Annotated in this window: 16 protein-coding genes, 1 pseudogene and 1 riboswitch; of the genes and pseudogenes, 5 read left to right on the forward strand and 12 right to left on the reverse strand. The window is 56.0% G+C overall.

The features are described 5' to 3' along the window. Window positions 1-18: 18 nt before the first annotated feature. The 6 genes from NI000_RS25635 to NI000_RS25660 form a co-directional block, all read right to left on the reverse strand. Entirely contained in the window at window positions 19-897 is an 879-nt protein-coding gene (locus NI000_RS25635) for a carbohydrate ABC transporter permease (protein ID WP_253414216.1), read from the reverse strand. Between the two features lie 3 nt (window positions 898-900). Continuing rightward, window positions 901-1,785 (reverse strand): carbohydrate ABC transporter permease, encoded by an 885-nt coding sequence (locus NI000_RS25640; protein ID WP_375541004.1) that lies wholly within the window; start codon window positions 1,783-1,785, stop codon window positions 901-903. Window positions 1,786-1,898: 113 nt separating this feature from the next. Beyond that, a complete protein-coding gene (locus NI000_RS25645) occupies window positions 1,899-4,859 on the reverse strand; it encodes an extracellular solute-binding protein (protein WP_253414218.1) in 2,961 nt (986 codons plus the stop codon). A gap of 26 nt (window positions 4,860-4,885) precedes the next feature. Then, window positions 4,886-6,007, reverse strand: coding sequence for an ABC transporter ATP-binding protein (locus NI000_RS25650; RefSeq protein WP_253414219.1), 1,122 nt, complete (start codon window positions 6,005-6,007; stop codon window positions 4,886-4,888). Between the two features lie 286 nt (window positions 6,008-6,293). Further along, window positions 6,294-7,649: an ABC transporter substrate-binding protein gene (locus NI000_RS25655; protein WP_253414220.1), complete on the reverse strand. Its 1,356-nt coding sequence runs from the start codon at window positions 7,647-7,649 to the stop codon at window positions 6,294-6,296. A 68-nt stretch (window positions 7,650-7,717) separates the two neighbouring features. Further along, window positions 7,718-10,093 carry a glycosyl hydrolase family 28-related protein gene (locus NI000_RS25660; protein WP_253414221.1) on the reverse strand — a complete coding sequence of 792 codons (2,376 nt, stop codon included), beginning with the start codon at window positions 10,091-10,093 and terminating at the stop codon, window positions 7,718-7,720. Window positions 10,094-10,517: 424 nt separating this feature from the next. On the opposite strand from NI000_RS25660, the gene NI000_RS36990 reads away from it, so the two are divergent. Continuing rightward, complete coding sequence (locus NI000_RS36990; protein ID WP_309247929.1) at window positions 10,518-10,721, forward strand: sporulation histidine kinase inhibitor Sda; 204 nt, start codon at window positions 10,518-10,520, stop codon at window positions 10,719-10,721. A gap of 192 nt (window positions 10,722-10,913) precedes the next feature. After that, complete coding sequence (locus NI000_RS25670; protein ID WP_253414222.1) at window positions 10,914-11,375, forward strand: MarR family winged helix-turn-helix transcriptional regulator; 462 nt, start codon at window positions 10,914-10,916, stop codon at window positions 11,373-11,375. 294 nt (window positions 11,376-11,669) lie between these two features. On the opposite strand, the gene ftsW is transcribed toward NI000_RS25670, so the two are convergent. After that, complete coding sequence (gene ftsW / locus NI000_RS25675) at window positions 11,670-12,770, reverse strand: putative lipid II flippase FtsW (protein WP_253414223.1); 1,101 nt, start codon at window positions 12,768-12,770, stop codon at window positions 11,670-11,672. Window positions 12,771-12,799: 29 nt separating this feature from the next. After that, window positions 12,800-13,504, reverse strand: a pseudogene (locus NI000_RS25680) (MgtC/SapB family protein). A 98-nt stretch (window positions 13,505-13,602) separates the two neighbouring features. On the opposite strand from NI000_RS25680, the gene NI000_RS36800 reads away from it, so the two are divergent. Further along, window positions 13,603-13,731, forward strand: a complete 129-nt coding sequence (locus tag NI000_RS36800; protein WP_301292689.1) for a hypothetical protein — start codon at window positions 13,603-13,605, stop codon at window positions 13,729-13,731. Window positions 13,732-13,840: 109 nt separating this feature from the next. After that, window positions 13,841-14,010: riboswitch (M-box (ykoK) riboswitch) on the reverse strand. Between the two features lie 58 nt (window positions 14,011-14,068). Here NI000_RS36800 and NI000_RS25685 read toward each other — a convergent pair. Both NI000_RS25685 and NI000_RS25690 read right to left on the reverse strand, forming a co-directional pair. Continuing rightward, a complete protein-coding gene (locus tag NI000_RS25685; RefSeq protein WP_253414224.1) occupies window positions 14,069-14,887 on the reverse strand; it encodes an SDR family oxidoreductase in 819 nt (272 codons plus the stop codon). A gap of 87 nt (window positions 14,888-14,974) precedes the next feature. Further along, window positions 14,975-15,424, reverse strand: coding sequence for a MarR family winged helix-turn-helix transcriptional regulator (locus NI000_RS25690; RefSeq protein ID WP_253414225.1), 450 nt, complete (start codon window positions 15,422-15,424; stop codon window positions 14,975-14,977). 253 nt (window positions 15,425-15,677) lie between these two features. Here NI000_RS25690 and NI000_RS25695 point away from each other — a divergent pair, with 253 nt between their 5' ends. Both NI000_RS25695 and NI000_RS25700 read left to right on the forward strand, forming a co-directional pair. Beyond that, entirely contained in the window at window positions 15,678-15,854 is a 177-nt protein-coding gene (locus NI000_RS25695; RefSeq protein WP_309247930.1) for a sporulation histidine kinase inhibitor Sda, read from the forward strand. A 90-nt stretch (window positions 15,855-15,944) separates the two neighbouring features. Then, window positions 15,945-16,463, forward strand: a complete 519-nt coding sequence (locus NI000_RS25700) for a hypothetical protein (RefSeq protein WP_253414226.1) — start codon at window positions 15,945-15,947, stop codon at window positions 16,461-16,463. A gap of 99 nt (window positions 16,464-16,562) precedes the next feature. Here NI000_RS25700 and NI000_RS25705 read toward each other — a convergent pair whose 3' ends face one another. Continuing rightward, window positions 16,563-17,075 (reverse strand): DUF4188 domain-containing protein, encoded by a 513-nt coding sequence (locus NI000_RS25705; protein WP_253414227.1) that lies wholly within the window; start codon window positions 17,073-17,075, stop codon window positions 16,563-16,565. A 3-nt stretch (window positions 17,076-17,078) separates the two neighbouring features. After that, window positions 17,079-17,729 (reverse strand): TetR/AcrR family transcriptional regulator, encoded by a 651-nt coding sequence (locus tag NI000_RS25710; protein WP_253414228.1) that lies wholly within the window; start codon window positions 17,727-17,729, stop codon window positions 17,079-17,081. Window positions 17,730-17,861 lie beyond the last annotated feature (132 nt).

The following is a 17,861-nucleotide window of genomic DNA, read 5'->3' on the forward strand; positions in this document are numbered from 1 at the left end:
TCCGGACGCCTCCGCCGGTCATTTCAACCCCGAATGCGCCATTGTCGAAATGACTTTCCGTTGGAGCAACAAGAACAGGATGAAGCTCGGGAGGAACATGAGCAGCCCCGCCGCAGCGGCCACCCCTTGACGCGCCACGCTGTTCGCGAGTCCGCTGGTCAGCGTGCTGACAAAGAACGGCAGTGTCTTCATCGTCTCGTCCTCGACGTACAGCGTGGACGTCTCCATGTTCCCCCAGGTCGACTGGAAGATAAGAATGCCCGCGGTCGCCACCGCCGGCATGCACAGCGGCAGTATGATCCGGCCGAACAGGGTGAATTCGTTCGCTCCCTCCAGCCGGGCCGCTTCCAGCAATTCGTCGGGCAGCAGGTCGATGAACTGCTTGAACAAAAAGACGATGACGGGCAGCGCGATCACGGGCAAAATGTGCGCCCAATACGTATTGATCAAGCCAAGCTGGCTGATCACGTAATAACGCGGAATTTGCACCGTCTCCGGGGCGAACATCAGCGATACGATGATAACGGAGAACATCCACTTTTTCCCAATAAACCGGTGCTTGGACAGCGCATAGGCGCACAAGGCGCTGATCAGCGTTCCCAGTACGATGGTGGCGATCGCGACGATGCTCCCGTTGAACAGGTAGCGGCTGACCGGTACGACCGCCGTCTTCGTCACGACAAGCAAATCGTAGAAGTTCTCGAACGTCGGCTGACGCGCCAAAAATGTCGGCGGATACAGAAACAGCTCGTGGTATGGCTTCAGCGCATGATTGAACAAGTACACCATCGGCAGCAGCATGAACGCCGCCAGCAGCGTCAGCAATACGGTCAGTACCCATTGAAAAGGCGTGGTCCTGTTCAGCTTGCTCTTTTTCCGGAACCGCAGGTTCGCCATCGGTCATTCCCCCTTCGAGCCGAACAGCTTCCAACACAGCTTGCTGGACAAATAAATAATGACTAGCAGCACGACGGATACCGCCGAAGCATAGCCCATCTCGTAGCGGATAAAGCCGAAATCGTCGATATGGTTGATCATCAGATGCCCCGCATAGTTGGGCGACGGGTTGGAGCCGGTCAGCTCGACGCTGATCGCTCCCGCCTTCAGCGTGCCGACGACGGACATGACAGCGCCGAACAGCATCTGCGGCTTCATCGACGGGATAGTGATGTACCAAATCTCCTGCAGCCGGGAACGGATCCCGTCGATCCGGCCGGCTTCGTACAGCTGCCGGTCCACGTTCTGGATGCCGGCCAGCATCGCCAGAAAGCCGACGCCCATGCTCGACCAGAGCGAGACGGCGATCATGATTTTCATGATGTATAGCGGCGAAGTCGTCCAGAGCTGCGGCTCGTTGATATACCCGATGTTAAGCAGAAAGTTGTTCAAATACCCGAGCCGGTCGCCGCTGAACATAATGAGCCAGACGACGGACATGGCGATGCCGGCCGTCATCGAGGGCGCGTACATGGCCAGCGTGTAGAACGCCCGGATGTTGTGCGGCAGTTGGGCGATCAGCCAGGCGAGGGCGAACGACAGCGCATACCCTACCGGGCCGACGATAACCGCGAACAGGAACGTATTCGGCAGCGCGTACTGCCAGAAGACGAGGTCCTGCGTCAGCAGCGCCTGGTAGTTGAACAAGCCGATGAAGACCGGCCGCTCGATGGCGTTGAATCTTGTGAACGAAAGCGCAATTGCCGCGGCCGTCGGCAGCGCAATGAACAGCAGGAACAGCAGGAAGAACGGCGATACGAACAAGTAGGAAACCCACGCCCGCTTCATATCGGCCGCAGCCGCCCGGACCCGCTCCCGCAGCGAGACGGCGGCCTTCGGCTTCTTGCGGGCGACGCTGGAAGCAGGGGCCATAGTGGCCCCGGTATGGCGAGACGGATTCGTCATGGCTTGCCCGCTCCTTCCGATGGCTGCTTGATGTCAGGCACTTTCAGCTTGCGCACGATGCTGCCCTGCTTGTCGACGAATCCAAATTCCCGCTGCTTGCGCTTCAGCTCGCTATCGATTTGGAATACCGCCTTTTCGAGCATTTCCCGGTAGTTTTGGTTTTGCAGCACGGTGCGAGTCCAAGCGAAGGTCAGCTCGCGAGGGGTGAAGTAGCCGCCGGGCACGTTCGGCATTTCTTTGTACCATCTCCACTGGTCCAGAATCGCCTTGCTCTCCTTCTCCGGCCACGGCAGCTTTTTGAACGCTTCGACATTCGCCGTATTCCATCGGAATTCGACACCGTTCAGCAGCTCGATCTCGCTGCCGAACCGCGACTGCGTCTCGGTCGACGTCCACCATTTCAGAAACTCCCAGGCGTCCTGCCGGCGTTCGGACGAACGGAAGATCATCCCGGAGGACAGGTTACCGCCGGACCAGCGGACGACGGTGCCGTCCTTCCGTTTCACTCCCGGAATCGGGGCGATCTCCCATGACCCGGCCAGCTCGGGCGCGGCGACTAGCAGCTGCATATATGTGTTGTAGTCGGCGATGCCGACCGGCATGTCGCCGCTGCGGAAGTGCATGTAAAAGCTCGGCACCTCGGTCGGAAGCCCGTATACGGTAAACAGCTCCGTCCACTGTTTGAACGCGTTGAACGCTTCGCGCGAATCGAGCCCAGAACTCAGCCCGTCTTCCTTATAGAAGGAAGCTCCGTTTTGCAGGAAAATCGGCACATAGTTCAGCTTCGCAAAATAGAAATTGTATCCTTTCTGCTGGAGCGTCGGCAGCATCCCGTACAAGTCGTCCCACGTGTCCGGCGGCTTCAGCCCGATGCTTTTCAAAATATCCGTACGGTAAAAAAGCACGTTCAGCGCCACCGTCTCAGGCAGCGCGTACACGCCCCCGTCGTAGGTGAACGGAATGAGCGTTCCCAGCTGGAACTGTTCGGACACGTTCGCAAAATCGGGAAATTCGCTCAGGTTGACCAGCGAGTTCCGCATTGCGAAATCCGCGGGAGTTCCTTCGGCGATGCCGAGAGCGACATCCGGTTCCCGGCCGGCGGAATTGCTCAAGATGAGCTGACCGGGATTCGGCATCAGGTTGACGTTGACTTTAATCCCCGTCTTCGCCGTAAACGATTCGTCCGCAAGCTGCTGCATCAGCGCCACATAATCGCGGCCTCGGTTAACCCATACGTCGATTCCGTCCGGATCGCGTCTGCCGTAATAATGGTAGTTCGGCGAAAACGTGCGGAAGAAGTTGCCGACCAAGTCGCCGACGACGGTAAGCGTGCCCGGAGGCTCGGCCGGCCGCTCGGGAGACGAGGAAATAAAGATCCGGTCGAGCGTCAGCGGCTGGCGCCCGAGACTGTCGATAAACGACGTGATTTTCTCCAGGTTCTGGGCATGCATCTCCGGCGGACGCTTGGACAGCAAATCGGGGTTTTCCGCCATGTTCCGCAGATCGAAAATGACCGAGCGCAGCCCTTCCGCGCCCTGCAGCGAATTGCCGTACAGCCCTTGCAGCCTGTCGACCTGCTCCTGCAGCCGGTCGGCCAGCGCGCGCAGCTTGCTTGCCACGTCCGGCATCGTCTCTACCAAGTTCCAATCGCGGTTCTGATCGACCATGTTGCGGTTTTTGATGCCGGTGACCATCGCCACCTGACGATTGATCTCCTTGTAGCCGTCCACAATCGACTGGAGCGACTCGCGGACGGGCGTCGTCGCCGACGGAGCGGCGGTCAGCCCGATCCGGTGCGTCCCTTGGCGGAAATAAAACGCAAATGGCGCGCCCTTGTCGTCCTGCAGCGCCTCCACGCTCCATTTCCGCGAATACGGAAACGGATACGATTGCAGCTCGCGGAACGGCACCTGGCCGTCGATGCGGATTTCCCGGAAGCTGATGACGTCCTTCGTGAAGTTTTGCAAATATTTAAAATGGATATAGTACAGTCCGTCTTTCGGGACATCGAAGGTCCATTCCGCCGATTGGCCGCCCCGGCTCCAGCGGGCCCCGCCCATCGTGTTGTAGATTTGCCTGCCGTCGGACGCCGGGCTCGCCAGATTGTCGTTGCTCGCCTGAACTTGCACGGAAGGGTCTGATTTGGCGCTCATCTGCTCCGCCTCGACGGTGAGCAGCCAGCCGGGCTCCGCGCCGTTCGGCAGAGCTTTCCAGCCGACCGCGGCCTGTTCGTACGCCGGCAGCGGACGGGGAGCCTTCACGGCGATTTCCGCCAAGGCGAACGGCTCGAGCACCGACTCCAGCCGGATCGTATGCCGGCCCTTGGCGAGCCGGAAGCGAAGCGGGTCTGGGCTCGTAAATTTGGCGTCCGTCAGCAAGCGCACGCCCCATTCGGGCAATTCCTGCTGCGACGGCCGGATTTGATCGCCGTGCTCGTTGAGCTTCGGCGGATAGACCGAATCTTTCCATTTGCGCGGGATCTGAATAGTTTTCGCTTCGAAATAAGGAAACTCGCCATCGACCTTCACCCCGATCTGTACCGGGCCGGACGAGCCTTCGCCGGGCAATACGGTCAATTCGAGCTGGTACAGGCCGTCCTGCGGCGCGTCGATTTCGTACTCGACCCAGGCTTTCGGCTGCGGCACCTGCACGACGCCGCTCTTCCCCTGCAAGGCATCGGCACGCACCGTGACGTCCGGGGACGCGCTTTTGTACCGGCTGCCCGGCAGGCGGTCCGCATCGGAGGGCGCATCCTTCCAGCCCTGCTCGTGCCACGCAAGCAGCGTTTGCGAATAGAGCGACGCATACGCCTCCGGCAGCTTCTGGACCGGCGGCAGGATGAACGGGCCGGACCGCTCGCCCTTCGCGGTTCCGCTTGCGAACGGGCCGGCCGCAGGCAGCGCGAGCAGCAATCCGGCAAGCGCAAGCTTCGTAACGGTTACAGTCTTCGTTCCCATCGGCAATCCTCTCCACTTTTAGCCGTTTATGCGATGACCTGCTGCGTATCGCGGTTGAAGAAGAGCGTAAACTTCGGATTCAGCGCCAGCTCCAGCTTCGTCCCGTCCGCAACGCGCTCGTAGGCGGCCGCCCGCATGACGATTTTGTCTTCGCCGACCTTGATATGGATGAACCGGTCGGCTCCGACCAGCTCGCTGAAATACACGTCGCCCCGGATCGGCGCTTCCGTCGGCAGGCCGAGTCCCGGCACGTCCTCTGCTCGGTGCACGTATTCGGCGCGAATGCCAAGGACGACCGCTTTGTCCACATAGCTTTGCTCCAGCAGCGCCTTGCTTTTCTCCGGCGACAGGGGGAGCGCAAAACGCGGTGTATCGAACACGAGCCCCCCTTCCGTGCCTAGCCGCAGCCGGCCTTCGAGAAAGTTGATCGGCGGCGAGCCGATGAAGCTCGCGACGAACATGTTGGCCGGTCTCATGTACACTTCTTCCGGCCCCCCGACCTGCTGGATGATGCCGTCCTTCATAATGCAGATGCGCGTCCCCATCGTCATCGCTTCCGTCTGGTCATGGGTGACATAGATCATCGTCGTCTCCAGACGGCGGTGCAGCTCGATAATTTCCGTCCGCATCTGCACACGCAGGCGGGCATCCAGGTTCGACAGCGGTTCGTCCATCAGAAACACCTTCGGGTGACGGACGATCGCCCGTCCCAAGGCGACCCGCTGGCGCTGGCCGCCGGAAAGCTCCCGGGGCTTGCGCCCGAGCAGGTGCTCGATCTCCAGCGTTCTGGCGTTTTGCCTCACCGACGTGTCGATGAGGTGCTTCTCCGTCTTGCGGAGCCGGAGCCCGAACGCCATGTTCTCGAACACGCTCATATTCGGATACAGCGCGTAATTTTGAAACACCATCGCAATGTCCCTTTTCTTCGGAGGAACATGGTTCACGAGCTCGCCGCCGATGTAAATTTCCCCTTGGGTGACCCGCTCCAGACCCGCCACCATGCGCAGCGTCGTCGATTTGCCACAGCCGGACGGTCCGACGAACACCATAAATTCGCCGTCCTCGATATCCAGACTGACGTCCTTGACGACGAACGGACTGTTTTTGCCGTAGCTTTTGAACAAATGCCGCAGCGATACCCCTGCCATACGGATTCCAGCTCCTTTTGTCGGATTCGCGCTCTAAGCGTAAAAATCAAATTGATAGCGTTTTTATTCATATTATACCTACATGATACAGGTCGGAGCAGAGAAAAGCTTTAGCCGATCTGCCGTACTTTTTGCATTTCCGTTTACACTATATTCCGCTTCTTTTGCACTCCCTTTCATTTCGTGAATCAGGGGCTTCGTTGCATACAAGGGACGCCCGCCGCCTCTCTCCCGCCCGAAACGGAAACAAACGATTCCGCCTGTTCGGAACCGTTTGCTCCCTTGCTTATTTTTTCTTGCTTGCGTAAAAGTCGTCGATCCGCTTCTGCACTTCTTTGTTCACATGGTCCATCATTTCTTTGGCCGTTATTTTGCCCGCCATGAAGTCCGGGAACAGCTTTTTGTACTCGGTGTCGTACGGCACCGGGAACTGGGGAATCCATTTTGCGGCCTGCCGGCTGATATCGAGGAACACCTTCAGATCGGGGTCGCCCTTGCTTTTCTCCTCCAGAAATCGGCTCGATTTCATCGCCGTTAGCAGTCCGAGCCGGTTATAGAGCGACTCCGCTCCCTCCTCGGTCGAGGTCATCCACTTGATGAACGCCCAAGCGGCATTCTTGTCTTTGGCCGCCTTGACGATCGCCAGATTCGAGCCGCCGTTCCACAAGCTCGCTTGCGGCGCCGGTAGGACGGTCATGTCGAGGTCCGGCTTCGCTTTGCGGAAATCCTTCACATGATTGGATGTTACGATGAGCATAGCCTGCTTCTCTGCGACGAACGGATGCGTGTTTTTCGGCAGCTCCGCTTTCATTTGCGTGTAAGCTTGCTGGTTGATCGTGTCGCGGTTGAACTTGAACATCCAGTCGAGCGCGTCGACGATTTTCGGATCGTTCAAGCCGACCTTTTTCGTTTCCGGATTCCAGAACGTGGAGGGCTCGGCGCCATTCAGATAGGAGACAAAGAACAAGCCTGACAGATTGCCGTAATAGAACAGCGGGTTATCCCCGGTCATTTCGTACTGCCCGTTTTTCATCATCCAGAACTTTTTGAAAAATTCGTCGGTGTCCTTCAGCCCTTGCAGGTTCGGAATCGATTTCTCGCCGTACTGGTTCATAATTTTGTTGTTGACGATGAGCGCATACGTCGGGTTGGAGTACATCGGAAGGCCGTACTGGCCTTTCTCGAACTGCGGAATTTCATACAGCACCTGCTGGAACAGCGTCTCGGGCTTGTAATCGGGGTCTTGCTTAAAATAAGGCGTCAGCTCCTCGAACAAGCCGTCCATAATCCAGCTCGCTTCCAGCCGGTTGTTCGTCGCGACATTCGGCGGATTGCCCGCCGCAATCATCGGCTCAAGCTGTCCGAGCACCGGCTTCACCGTAATGTTCGGGTACGTCTTGTTGAAATCGGCGATCAAATTTTTCAGCTCCGCCTCGGGCCAAGTCGTATTGCCATACTGCCAGACGACCTCGCCTTTGATGGAAGCCGGATCTGCCGTTGTCGTCTGCTGCTCGCCCCCCGTACCGGAAGGGTTCCCACCCGTTTCCCCACCGGAAGCGCTGCATGCCGATACGATCAGCGAAACCAGCAGGACCACCATCCAGGCCGCTGCGGAACGCTTGTGACGCTTCAAATTCATCATGGCTGCTTCATGCTCCTTTATCCGAGATCTGTTGTTCACCGTGTACGCTGTCAACTCCGCTGCGCGTTTTAGGCCAGCACCCCGTAGCTGCGCATCGCCTGCTTGAGCCGGTTTACCTCCGCTTCCAGCTCGGCGACCGTCAAGCCGTTCGTGTCGGCGATGCCCGCCAGCTTCCCGATCGGTCCGAACGGTATAAATTCGGGAGCGGCAAAAGCAACCGGGCTCGGCACGGATACGCTGGCCGCTAAGCCGACATGCAGGCGCACTTTGTTGCCCGAGATGCGTACGATGCGGTAGGACTGGCTGCCCGGCTGGATGCGGATCCACTGCCCCGGCTTCAAGGACGAAGCGTCGTTGACAACGATGGTCGGGTCGCCGCCGGTGCCCGTCGCCGTTACGCCGGCAAGCGTGCCTGCCGTGCCGGTTGCGCTCACCTTGTAGCCGGCGGCCGTTTGGCCGGAAGTCACGTCCGGGCCCGTGACGAGCACGATCTCTCCATGGTAGAACGTGCCGGCATCCGGGGGATACGAGGCCGCCGTCTTCACGGGCGGCGCATCCGTCGTCACCGACGGACTGAGGCTCAGCCACAGGCCGCCCTGCTTCGACGCGATCAAGTTATTCGTCACCGATACACCCCGGAACGTGCCGTCCGCCTCGTTGACCCGGATCGAGAACATGCCTTGTGCCTCGTCGTACGTATCCGTGATGAAGTTGCCCGAAATGTTCCCTCCTTCGACCGTCGAACGCAGCAAAATACCGGCGCGGTATTGTTCATACGCGGACAGCGCGGGATAGTGACCGGCATTTTCAATCACGTTGCCGGTAATCTGGATATTACGGGAGACGCCGACCTTCGACGTGCTGCCGATCCGGATGCCCGAGACAGGAGCGTTCTTGATCGTATTGCTGCTGATGATGATATTTTTCATATCGATGTCCTTGACCAGACCGACGCCGTAAGCGGCATCGTTGAAGGCAGCCCGCTGCGTGCGTTCCTCCTGGAACACAATCGTGTTGCCGGTAATCGTAATGTTCTCGAATGCCCCCTTCTCTTCCGGACCGCCGGCGCTCGATATGCCCGTTGTCGTATACCGTTTATGTACGGTATTGGCCAGATGAATCGTATTGCCAGTAATCGTCGCATTCCGGAGCGCGTAATTTTTCCACGGCCACAGCTGGATGCCCTGGTTCGCGTTGCTGAACGTGTTGTTGCTGACCGTGATGTCGCCGTGCTGGTCGAAGCTGTTCGCCTGAATGTTGACGCCGGTGTAATACCCGTCGCTCACGTTGTTCGAGACGACGCTTTGTCCGCCGTGCGTCTCGATCGCGCCCCGCGCCTTCTGACCCGCCGCCGCATAAAACAAACAGTTGGACACCGTATGGTTGCGGCCGTTCAAATAGATCGCCGAATTATCGTACCCTGCCGGGTCGTCGCTCTTCGCCATGACGAAGTTGAACCGGCAGTTCACCACCGACGCGTTGTTTCCCCGCTCGTTATTCATCGTGATCGTGTTGATCCCGCAGGTCGGATCGAAAGCGACGTTGTCGACGAACACGTTTTCGTAATTGTACAGGCCGATCACGAACTGCCAGAAATACTGGTCCTTCCGCCGCAAATCGACGTTGCACGTCAAATTGTTTTGCGGATTCTGATCGACGCGCAGGTTGGAGATGCGAACGTTCCGCAGCGGCACGCCCGACGAAGCGGCCCCGAAAATCATCCCATAGTCCCCGGCGTTGTCCTTCACCTTGATCACCGAAGCGGTCCCTTCCCCTAACACATGGACATTGTCGCGCAAATTGATTTTGGTGCTCCCCGATGGCGATACGATATACGTCCCCTTCGGAAGGAACACCGTCCCCCCGCCCAGTGCAAACGCGGTATTGATCGCGTTCTGGATGGCTGCCATATCGTCCGTTACTCCGTCGCCCTTCGCCCCGAACCATCTCGCATTCAAATACGGCGACTCCAGCAGCCGCTTCAATCTCGCGCCGGAAGCGGCTACGAGCACCGTGCCCGTGTTGTCCGCCGTCGTATGGTCGTCCGGATCGACGACAAAATGACCTTCCTGCCCTTTGTCCGTTACCAAATAGACGAAAGACGCATCCGGCGCCGTCATTGACCGCAGCTCCGCGACCGTCGCAGGTACGACGTATTGGAGCGCCGCCAATCGCTTGATCTTCTCGAACAGGCTGTCGGGATTCCCGTATCCGGTTAAACCGTACACCGACCCGGTAACCGAGCTGCCGTCATCCCCGCTCGCCCTGCCGAACGCCGCGCCGTACATGACCGCCGCCGCTCCCGCCATGCCAAGCGACGCGAGCAGCTTTCGCCGGCTAAGCATCGGGCCGCCCGGCTGCTGCGGCGATGCGGCGATGTCCTCTCCTTGAAGCCGGTCCCCCTTTTGTTCTTCGCCGGGTATCCGTTCTTGCGCTTCCTTCATTGCAATTCCCCCTAAACGGATAGAATGGAAGATCGAAGCAAGCCTTTTGATTAACTTACGATAGGTAAGCGTTTTCATTTTGCGATTACCGTTATCATAGCGCGGTTGCCGGGCGAAATCTTTGTAGCGTGAATCGTTCTTTTTGCATTTCGTGTTGGATATTCGTTCATTTTTTTTGCACTTCGTTGCATGCGCTAGCTCTTGATACAACCCCCATAAAACCGGGATTTTCGCCCGGGCCGCAGCTCTAAAAAGCCAATTTGCGCCCTATTTCGATATGATGCAACAATTTTTGCATTCAATAAACAACAAAATGTGATGCGATTTCCCACCATCAATACTACAATTTTAGTATAATTATGGAATTTCAATCAGGGATTTGGGATAACCAACAGCAACGAATCCCAAGGATGGAGGATCACCGATGCGCACGCTCAAAGACGATTGGCTCATTCAATGCTATATGGATGCGGTCCACCTTCAGCTCGATCCCGAATTTATCGATCTGCTGCTAGAAGAAATCCACAGACGTTCAACAAATCCAGCTTTCCGCCGAATGTGGATGGCCGTCTCCCACTCTCCATGGGGGCATGAGGCTGCGGTTGGCGCCGCTTTCCATGCGAATTAAACCTCGCCTTCCTTTCTTATCTTTTCGGGCTCTTACGCTGTGTCGCACGAAATGCGCAGCGCAGGAGCCTTTTTGGTCTGGTTTCGCAGACTTGTTGGGGACGTGGAGGAATGATATAATTTTGATCAAATTAACTTGTGCACAATCAATCCTTCCGAGACGAACAGGATTGAGGAAAGAAGGGCCCCTCCCATGAGCCATAACAACGAATATTTGAAACTGGACAATCAGCTATGCTTCAGTCTGTACGCCTGCTCGAGAGCGATTTCGCGAATGTACCGGCCGCTGCTCGACGAGCTGGGGCTGACCTATCCCCAATATCTTGTGTTATTGGTGTTGTGGGAAAAGGAAGAAAGCACGGTCAAGGAGCTGAGCGAAATCCTCGATCTCGACTCGGGAACCTTGACGCCGATGCTGAAGCGGATGGAAGCGGCCGGGCTGGTGCAAAGGAAGCGTTCCCGCGAGGATGAGCGCGTCGTGATCGTGCGGATCGCGGACAAAGGCTTGGCGCTCCAGCACAAAGCGGTCTGCATTCCGCAAGCGCTGTTCGCCTCCAGCGGCATGACGCTCGAGCAGATGACCGAGTTGAACCGGCAGGTCAAAGCCATGATGGTTCATGTCCACGAGCTTTACGGTACGGTTGCCGGGGAGTAACCGCAAAACGCATCTTGTCATGAGATGCCTGAGCTTGTCGAGGAAGTGGTCAGGGCGTATTACGGGTAGTACGAGGTGGTGGGGTATACACTTCCGGTCGCTGTTGTCCGCAGGAAATTTTGATTGGAAGCCGCTTCGCAGCAGATATTTCCCGCGAACAAAGGCGAACGCTATCGCTCCTCCAGTGCATACCCCACCTCCGTATGTTCCTCTGTATTAGTGAAGACCACTTTCTCGACACTCTGAGGCATCTCGTCATAAGATGCCTTTTTGCCTAAAGGAAGCCTATCCCGCTCATATATAGCCCCTTTCCCGCGAGATGCTTAGCAGGACTCCGATGCTGACCATGCACAGCAGCAGCGACGAACCGCCGTAACTAATGAAAGGAAGAGGCAATCCCGTGATCGGAATGCTTCCGGTAACTCCCCCCAGATTGATCAGCGCCTGAATCCCGATCGTCGAGACAATCCCGACCCCGCACAGGGTACCGAACGAGTCGGGACTCCGCAGAGCAATGATGAGGCCCCTCCATAGAAAAGCCAAGTAAATCAGCAAAAATAAGACGCATCCGATAAAGCCGAACTCTTCCCCTATCGTAGAGAAAATAAAGTCCGTATGTGCTTCGGGCAAATAGAACAGCTTTTGAATGCCCTGCCCGAAACCGGAGCCGGTGAGACCCCCATGGCCAAAAGCATATAAAGATTGGACCAGTTGGTAAGAGGAGTTTTGCGTATCGCTCCAGGGGTCCATGAACGAGGTCAGTCTTTGAATCCGGTAGCTTTTGGCCGTAACGATCAACAGTCCGACCGGCATCGCACATAAGGCGACAAGCAATAGATGCTTCCTGCTCGCTCCGCCTACGATCATCATGATGACGGCTGCGGAAACAATAATGATATTCGAGCCGATATCCGGCTGCAGCATAATCAATCCGGCGATGAACCCGACAATGAGCAGAACGGGCGCCAGACCCTCTTTGAACTTTCGGAAACGATCGCCTTTCTTTTCGATCAGTGCCGCCAAATACAACACCAGGCTCAGCTTGGCCAATTCCGTCGGCTGCATGCCAAGCGATCCGATGCCGAACCAGCTTTTATGTCCGTTCACCCTCGTTCCCACAATAAGGACGAGCACAAGCAATACAACCGTGAGCAGAAACAGCGGACGAAACCATTTCTTTAGCTTTTGGTAGCGTATATTCATAAAAAAGAACAGAAAAAACAATCCCGCCGAAGCCCACGTCACTTGTCTTAGTTCAAAATACCACATGTTATGATACTTCGTGGACGAAGTCATGGCACTGGAGCTAAACACCATGACGAGCCCGATGGCAACAAGCAGAACAGTCAAAAAGAGCATGAGAAAATCGGGCCTGCCTCTTGATATCTTATTCATAATTAGAACAACTCCTCTAATCGCATGGGCTACAGATTTTCAATTTCAACACTGAGCACATGATCGATCTTCTTGATGTAATAATAAATTTCCGTCGTATATTGCTCTTCCGGCACCGAGAGTACGAAATCCATCCGTTGGCGCTCTTCATCGATATCTTTAAGCTTAAAATGTCGGATTTTATATGCTTCCTTCGGGGAATATCCGCTTGCTCCTTTGCGCTCGATCCTTTGAAGCAGCTCGGTCATCCGGTAATTCGGCTCCACCACAATCCGAACGGCCACTTCGTGCCGGCTCAGCTTGGCGGGACCGACTGTTTTAATTAAGAAACGGAACGAAATTCACCGCGGCCATCAAAAGAACGACCGCACATGCTGCTTCCCGATAAAAGCCCGCCCCTATCGTGATGCCGAGCGCCGACGCCGACCAGACCAACGCCGCGGAGGTGAGCCCGGATATGACTCGTTGCTCCTGCGCAAAATAACGCCGGCTCCGATAAAGCCGATCCCGCTCACAATTTGCGCCGCAAGCCGCATCGGGTCCATATTCGGGTGATTGGGGCCGCCGAACTTGCCGAACGCTTCTATCGATACGATCGTCACCAAGCAGCTTGCAATACAGATGACCATGCTGGGTCTTAGCCCAAGCTGCTTCTGTTTAATTTGTCTGTCAATGCCGATCAATAATCCGAACAATAGGGCAAGACCAAGCTTCATGATCATTTCCATTGTCATCTTTATCACCTCTTCAGCCATGAAATCCGAAAACAAAAAAAAGCTCTCCCGCAAAGAGAGAGCTTGTCGCTATACGTCTGTTCCATCGTCCGGCTCACATGTCAAATAAGCTTGCCAAACAGACCCGTTCGGTCAAAAGCCGACGGGCGCCGCAGCAAGCATGGAAGGGACAAGCGAACATCGCGTTCTCTTTGGTCTACATCATAACGATGATTAAAGTTAAGTAAGTTTCGACTCGCATAACTGTCCATTCGGCTATCCCCCCCCCTTTTTTGGCATCAAAATCGAAAAGCCCTCCAGCAGACCTGGAGGGCGTAAAAAGACGCACGACGACGCTTCCGCTCCCCCTGGTCGAGTTTTGGCACTATACAACGTAAAGAGCAACGCTCTTAGCCACCTTAAGAAAAGCCTTAATCCGGCAGTTCCTGTTCTACCCATGGGCATCTTTCGATATTTCTGGGCAGTGGCCTATGTTTGTATAGGAGCCTCACCTAACGAGGACTTCTTCGTTACAGATGGATTTTACTTCGGGTCATAACAATTGTCAAGATTAAACAGTTGGCGTCACGCTTGCGCGCCGATCAGCCGCTTTACCGTTTCCCTGAGCGGCGTGGCGCCCCGGCCGATCAATCGTTCCAGATCCGGGGACGTGGAGGAAGTATCGATCCTGGTCAGAAAACGGTACAGCCAGCTGTCGGCCGCCGGATCCTCACGATGGGCGACAGGCTTGCCCGTAAGCTCGGATACCGTTTGCGCCAGCTCACCGAAGGTCCAGGAGCGGGGTGCGGTAAGCTCGTAGCTCCGCTGCTCGTGGCCATCCCCGGTCAGAACGGCCACTGCAGCGAGCGCGAGATCGTCCCGCGTGACGGCATTAAACGCCCAGTCTCCCGGACATGTAATCAACTCGCCCCGGGCGGCGGCTTCCTTCAGACCGATCGCGACAAGGAAGTCCGCATACAGAGCGCTGCGCAGAAACGTGTACGGAATTCCGGTCGTCCGAATGGCATACTCCGTCGCCAGATGAAGCTGCGTGAGCGTGATGGAGCTTTTCTCCGGATAAGCGAAGCTCGTGTACACCAAATGCCCGACCTTGGCTTGCTTGGCCGCTTCGATCGCATGAACGTGCTGTCGGATGCGGACCGTATCGTCGGGGTGGGGGCTGGAAATCAGCAGCAGCTTCGAGCCTCCGGCGAAAGCCTCCGCGAGAGATTCCGGCCGATCGTAATCGCCATAGCGGACCTCGATTCCGAGACGGCCGAAGTCCGCCGCCTTTTCCGGATGACGCACGCATGCGATGACTTGACCGGCTTCGACTTTCTGCAAGAGATGGCCTACGATCAAACGGCCTAATTGGCCGGTAGCTCCTGTAATAAGAATCGTCATTGCTTCGAAACCTCGCTTTCGCCGATATCTAGTAGTTAAGAACTTAACTAAATAACTAAAAAAATAAAGCTGCTTTTCCGCTTCCGTTTAAGCGTGCGTCTTGAGCTTGTTTAATAACGAAATGAATTGCTTCAGCTCCTGCTCCTCCAAGCCTTTCATGCGTTCGGCGATTTCCTCGCGGTTGCCCGGCAAATAACGCTGCAGCAGTTCCCGGCCTTCCTCAGTTATGGAAATCACCGTCTTCCTGCCGTCTTCCGGGTGGCCGGAGCGGCGGATATAGCCGTCGTGCTCGAGCGGAGTAAGCAGAATGCTAATATTCGGCTTCGTCACTCCGATTCTCCGGGCCAACAACGACGGGAGAATCGTCCCGCCTTCCTTGGAAGTCTCGACCAACACGCGCATTCGGGCGCCATGAAGCCCTTTGGAATTCCAGTATCGTTCGGAAGCTCCCACTAAATCTGCCGTCGCATCGACCAACGCGAAGAAAGCCTGCGTAGGCAGCGGTGGATTGAGAACGTAAGCTTGAAGATCCTGCACCGGTAATCACCCACCGATCAAAATAGTTAAATCCTTAATCAAATTCACAATAATATAAGCGGAACGCCGCTGTCAACGTCATGTTTCCTTCAACCTTCGTTCCAGCCTGAATTTCTTTTTTAATTTTGCGTTCGTTTTCCATATATTGCAATCCTTTTTGCCATCGGACGAAAAACAAAATGTGATGCACACGCGACCAACTAATACTATCATTTTAGTATAAATATGGAAATTGATTTGAGTGGAGGCAAGTATGGCAAGTATGGCAAGTATGCGTTCTCTTAAAGACGATTGGCTCTTGGATTGCTACACCGACGCGGTCCAACTTCAGCTTGATCCGAAATTTATTCGTTTGCTGCTTAATGAAATTCATCGTCGGTTGGACGATCCGGTTTTTCGCCGGACCTGGTTCGTTCTTTCCGGGAAATAAGGTCCGGAGAGAGTAGAGAAGCAAGGGCTTGAGCTGCCGTTCGGCAGCGAATTAAAGAAACTGAATTCTGGCATGGAAGGACTACTGGGTATGATATTTGAGGGAGATATTACAAACGACTCCTTTAAACCGATCGGTTTTCGCGAGTCGCATCTTTTTTTCAACAGCGTTCCGCTTACGGAAGACACCCTGCGCATCGGCGCCTGGGGAATAGATGTCAGCAAAGACTGGTGCGTCCGGAATCGGATTCTTAGGCCGGACGAGGGCAGTCATTTTTATTTGGCCGGCATGGCGAAGCTCGAGTTCCATCAGGTGTCGAAAGTAAGCGTTTCGACCGTTTTGTACCATTCTTTGGAGCAAAACAACGATTTTGTCCGAACCGCCGACGGCAGCAAGGTTTCCTTGGCCAAAGAGTGGGCCATTCGGGGAATAATCCCCCAGAACCCCTATGTGTATCGTCTGACGGGAATGCTGGATTGGCCTCACGGATACTGCGAGCTCGACATTCATGCCGAGGGTCCCGTCCGTATAAGCTTCGATCCGGGCCGGTTGGTCAACGTCAGCCATTTTTTCGAAGCGCCGCAAAACTATGCGTACCCGTTTGTTTAGGGGAGCCGCCTCCGGAACGGTCCGGACCGCGGCTTAGCTCCCGCCTGAACAAGCACCTGCCAAGCCGTTCCTTGGCCCAGGTGCTTGTTTGCGCTGCCTCTACATGGACGGCGCCGGAGGCGTCGGTACGGCCGGATCACTATCCCGTCCGAGTCGGCGCGCGGCGGTTTCCCTGCGTCCGGTGGCGGGCACGTGCCGGCCGGCCTTCGCCAGCCCGAAGACCGGCACATTATGGTACAAGCATTCGTACTGCCCCTGCTGGACGATGAACGTCTCGTGAAATATGCCTACGGCCCCGCTGGCTGCCACCTTCCGATTGAACTCGCGCCAAGCTTGCAAATGCACCGCGCCGTGCCGCGCATACCGCTCCAGGTGCTCGAACGAACGCCAATATTGCAGGATGACCGGCCCGCGCAGCGTCATATAGTAATTGGCGTGCAGGAACCCGAGCTCCGGGTTCTCGTACAGCTCCCGGATCATCGGCGGCATCGCCTTGAATACCGGAAGCCACTTATGGACCGCCCACAGCTTGTTGATCCTCATCCCGATCTGGAACACGACGAAATCCCCGTCGATCTCGGCCGTATAGCGGCCGTTAACCACTTTACTCATGCCTTATCTCCCCTTCTCCCGGTCGGCGCACAGCACCTCTAGATGCGTTTCGTAGACTCCCATCAAATCCGTGCTACCGTACAAATGCCCGGTCAAATAAGCCCCGTAAAAAATCGTATGCAGCAGAGCTACCGCCGATTCCACGGATACTCCCGGGCGCAGCTCCCCGTCCTCGGCCGCTTCCCGCATCCGTTTCGTAAACTCCTGATGCAAATCCGGCTCCTGCGCCCCCAGCTCCTCATGGTCCGGGAACAGCAGGCGGATTTCCGCCGCGCTTAGCTCCGGCATGCACGGATGCATCTTCATTTCCGACAAAAAACCGATCAGGCTCAGCATCAAACCCGGCTTCGTCTCCGCCTCTTCGACGACCTTTCCGAGCATGTGCCGGATCGCCGCCATTCCCCGCAGCGGCCGCTCCGCCAGCTCGATTCGCCGCCAGGTCAGCCATACCCGCATGAAGTAGACCAGCACGTCCTCTTTTTGCCGGAAAAACTTGAAAAACGTCACCTTCGACACTTCCGCCTTGCGACAAATATCGTCTACCAGCAGCTCGCGAAACGAACGTTCGCCGATTAGCTCCAAGCTCGCCTCGTACAGCGCCAGCTTGGTCCGCGCTTTTTTGAGTTCCCGCAGCGGGATCGCTTGCGCATCCATGGACCGGAATCACCTCACCAAATTTACTTTTGTTTGATTATAAACTTTAATAAATAAATTAACTTAAGTTAATTAAATAATCAACGCTTATGATCGCCAAATTCAAATAAATCTATCAAATTCTATATATAT

Origin of the sequence: Paenibacillus tyrphae, assembly GCF_024158745.1 — a bacterium.
Classification (GTDB): Bacteria; Bacillota; Bacilli; order Paenibacillales; family NBRC-103111; genus Paenibacillus_G; species Paenibacillus_G tyrfis_A.

Coding starts and splice junctions, on each gene's coding strand:
- NI000_RS25635 (WP_253414216.1), bottom strand. CDS start 897: ATGGCGAACCTGCGGTTCCGGAAAAAGAGCAAGCTGAACAGGACCACG.
- NI000_RS25640 (WP_375541004.1), bottom strand. CDS start 1,785: ATGAAGCGGGCGTGGGTTTCCTACTTGTTCGTATCGCCGTTCTTCCTG.
- NI000_RS25645 (WP_253414218.1), bottom strand. CDS start 4,859: ATGGGAACGAAGACTGTAACCGTTACGAAGCTTGCGCTTGCCGGATTG.
- NI000_RS25650 (WP_253414219.1), bottom strand. CDS start 6,007: ATGGCAGGGGTATCGCTGCGGCATTTGTTCAAAAGCTACGGCAAAAAC.
- NI000_RS25655 (WP_253414220.1), bottom strand. CDS start 7,649: ATGATGAATTTGAAGCGTCACAAGCGTTCCGCAGCGGCCTGGATGGTG.
- NI000_RS25660 (WP_253414221.1), bottom strand. CDS start 10,093: ATGAAGGAAGCGCAAGAACGGATACCCGGCGAAGAACAAAAGGGGGAC.
- NI000_RS36990 (WP_309247929.1), top strand. CDS start 10,518: ATGCGCACGCTCAAAGACGATTGGCTCATTCAATGCTATATGGATGCG.
- NI000_RS25670 (WP_253414222.1), top strand. CDS start 10,914: ATGAGCCATAACAACGAATATTTGAAACTGGACAATCAGCTATGCTTC.
- ftsW (WP_253414223.1), bottom strand. CDS start 12,770: ATGAATAAGATATCAAGAGGCAGGCCCGATTTTCTCATGCTCTTTTTG.
- NI000_RS36800 (WP_301292689.1), top strand. CDS start 13,603: ATGTCAAATAAGCTTGCCAAACAGACCCGTTCGGTCAAAAGCCGACGG.
- NI000_RS25685 (WP_253414224.1), bottom strand. CDS start 14,887: ATGACGATTCTTATTACAGGAGCTACCGGCCAATTAGGCCGTTTGATC.
- NI000_RS25695 (WP_309247930.1), top strand. CDS start 15,678: ATGGCAAGTATGGCAAGTATGCGTTCTCTTAAAGACGATTGGCTCTTG.
- NI000_RS25700 (WP_253414226.1), top strand. CDS start 15,945: ATGATATTTGAGGGAGATATTACAAACGACTCCTTTAAACCGATCGGT.
- NI000_RS25705 (WP_253414227.1), bottom strand. CDS start 17,075: ATGAGTAAAGTGGTTAACGGCCGCTATACGGCCGAGATCGACGGGGAT.
- NI000_RS25710 (WP_253414228.1), bottom strand. CDS start 17,729: ATGGATGCGCAAGCGATCCCGCTGCGGGAACTCAAAAAAGCGCGGACC.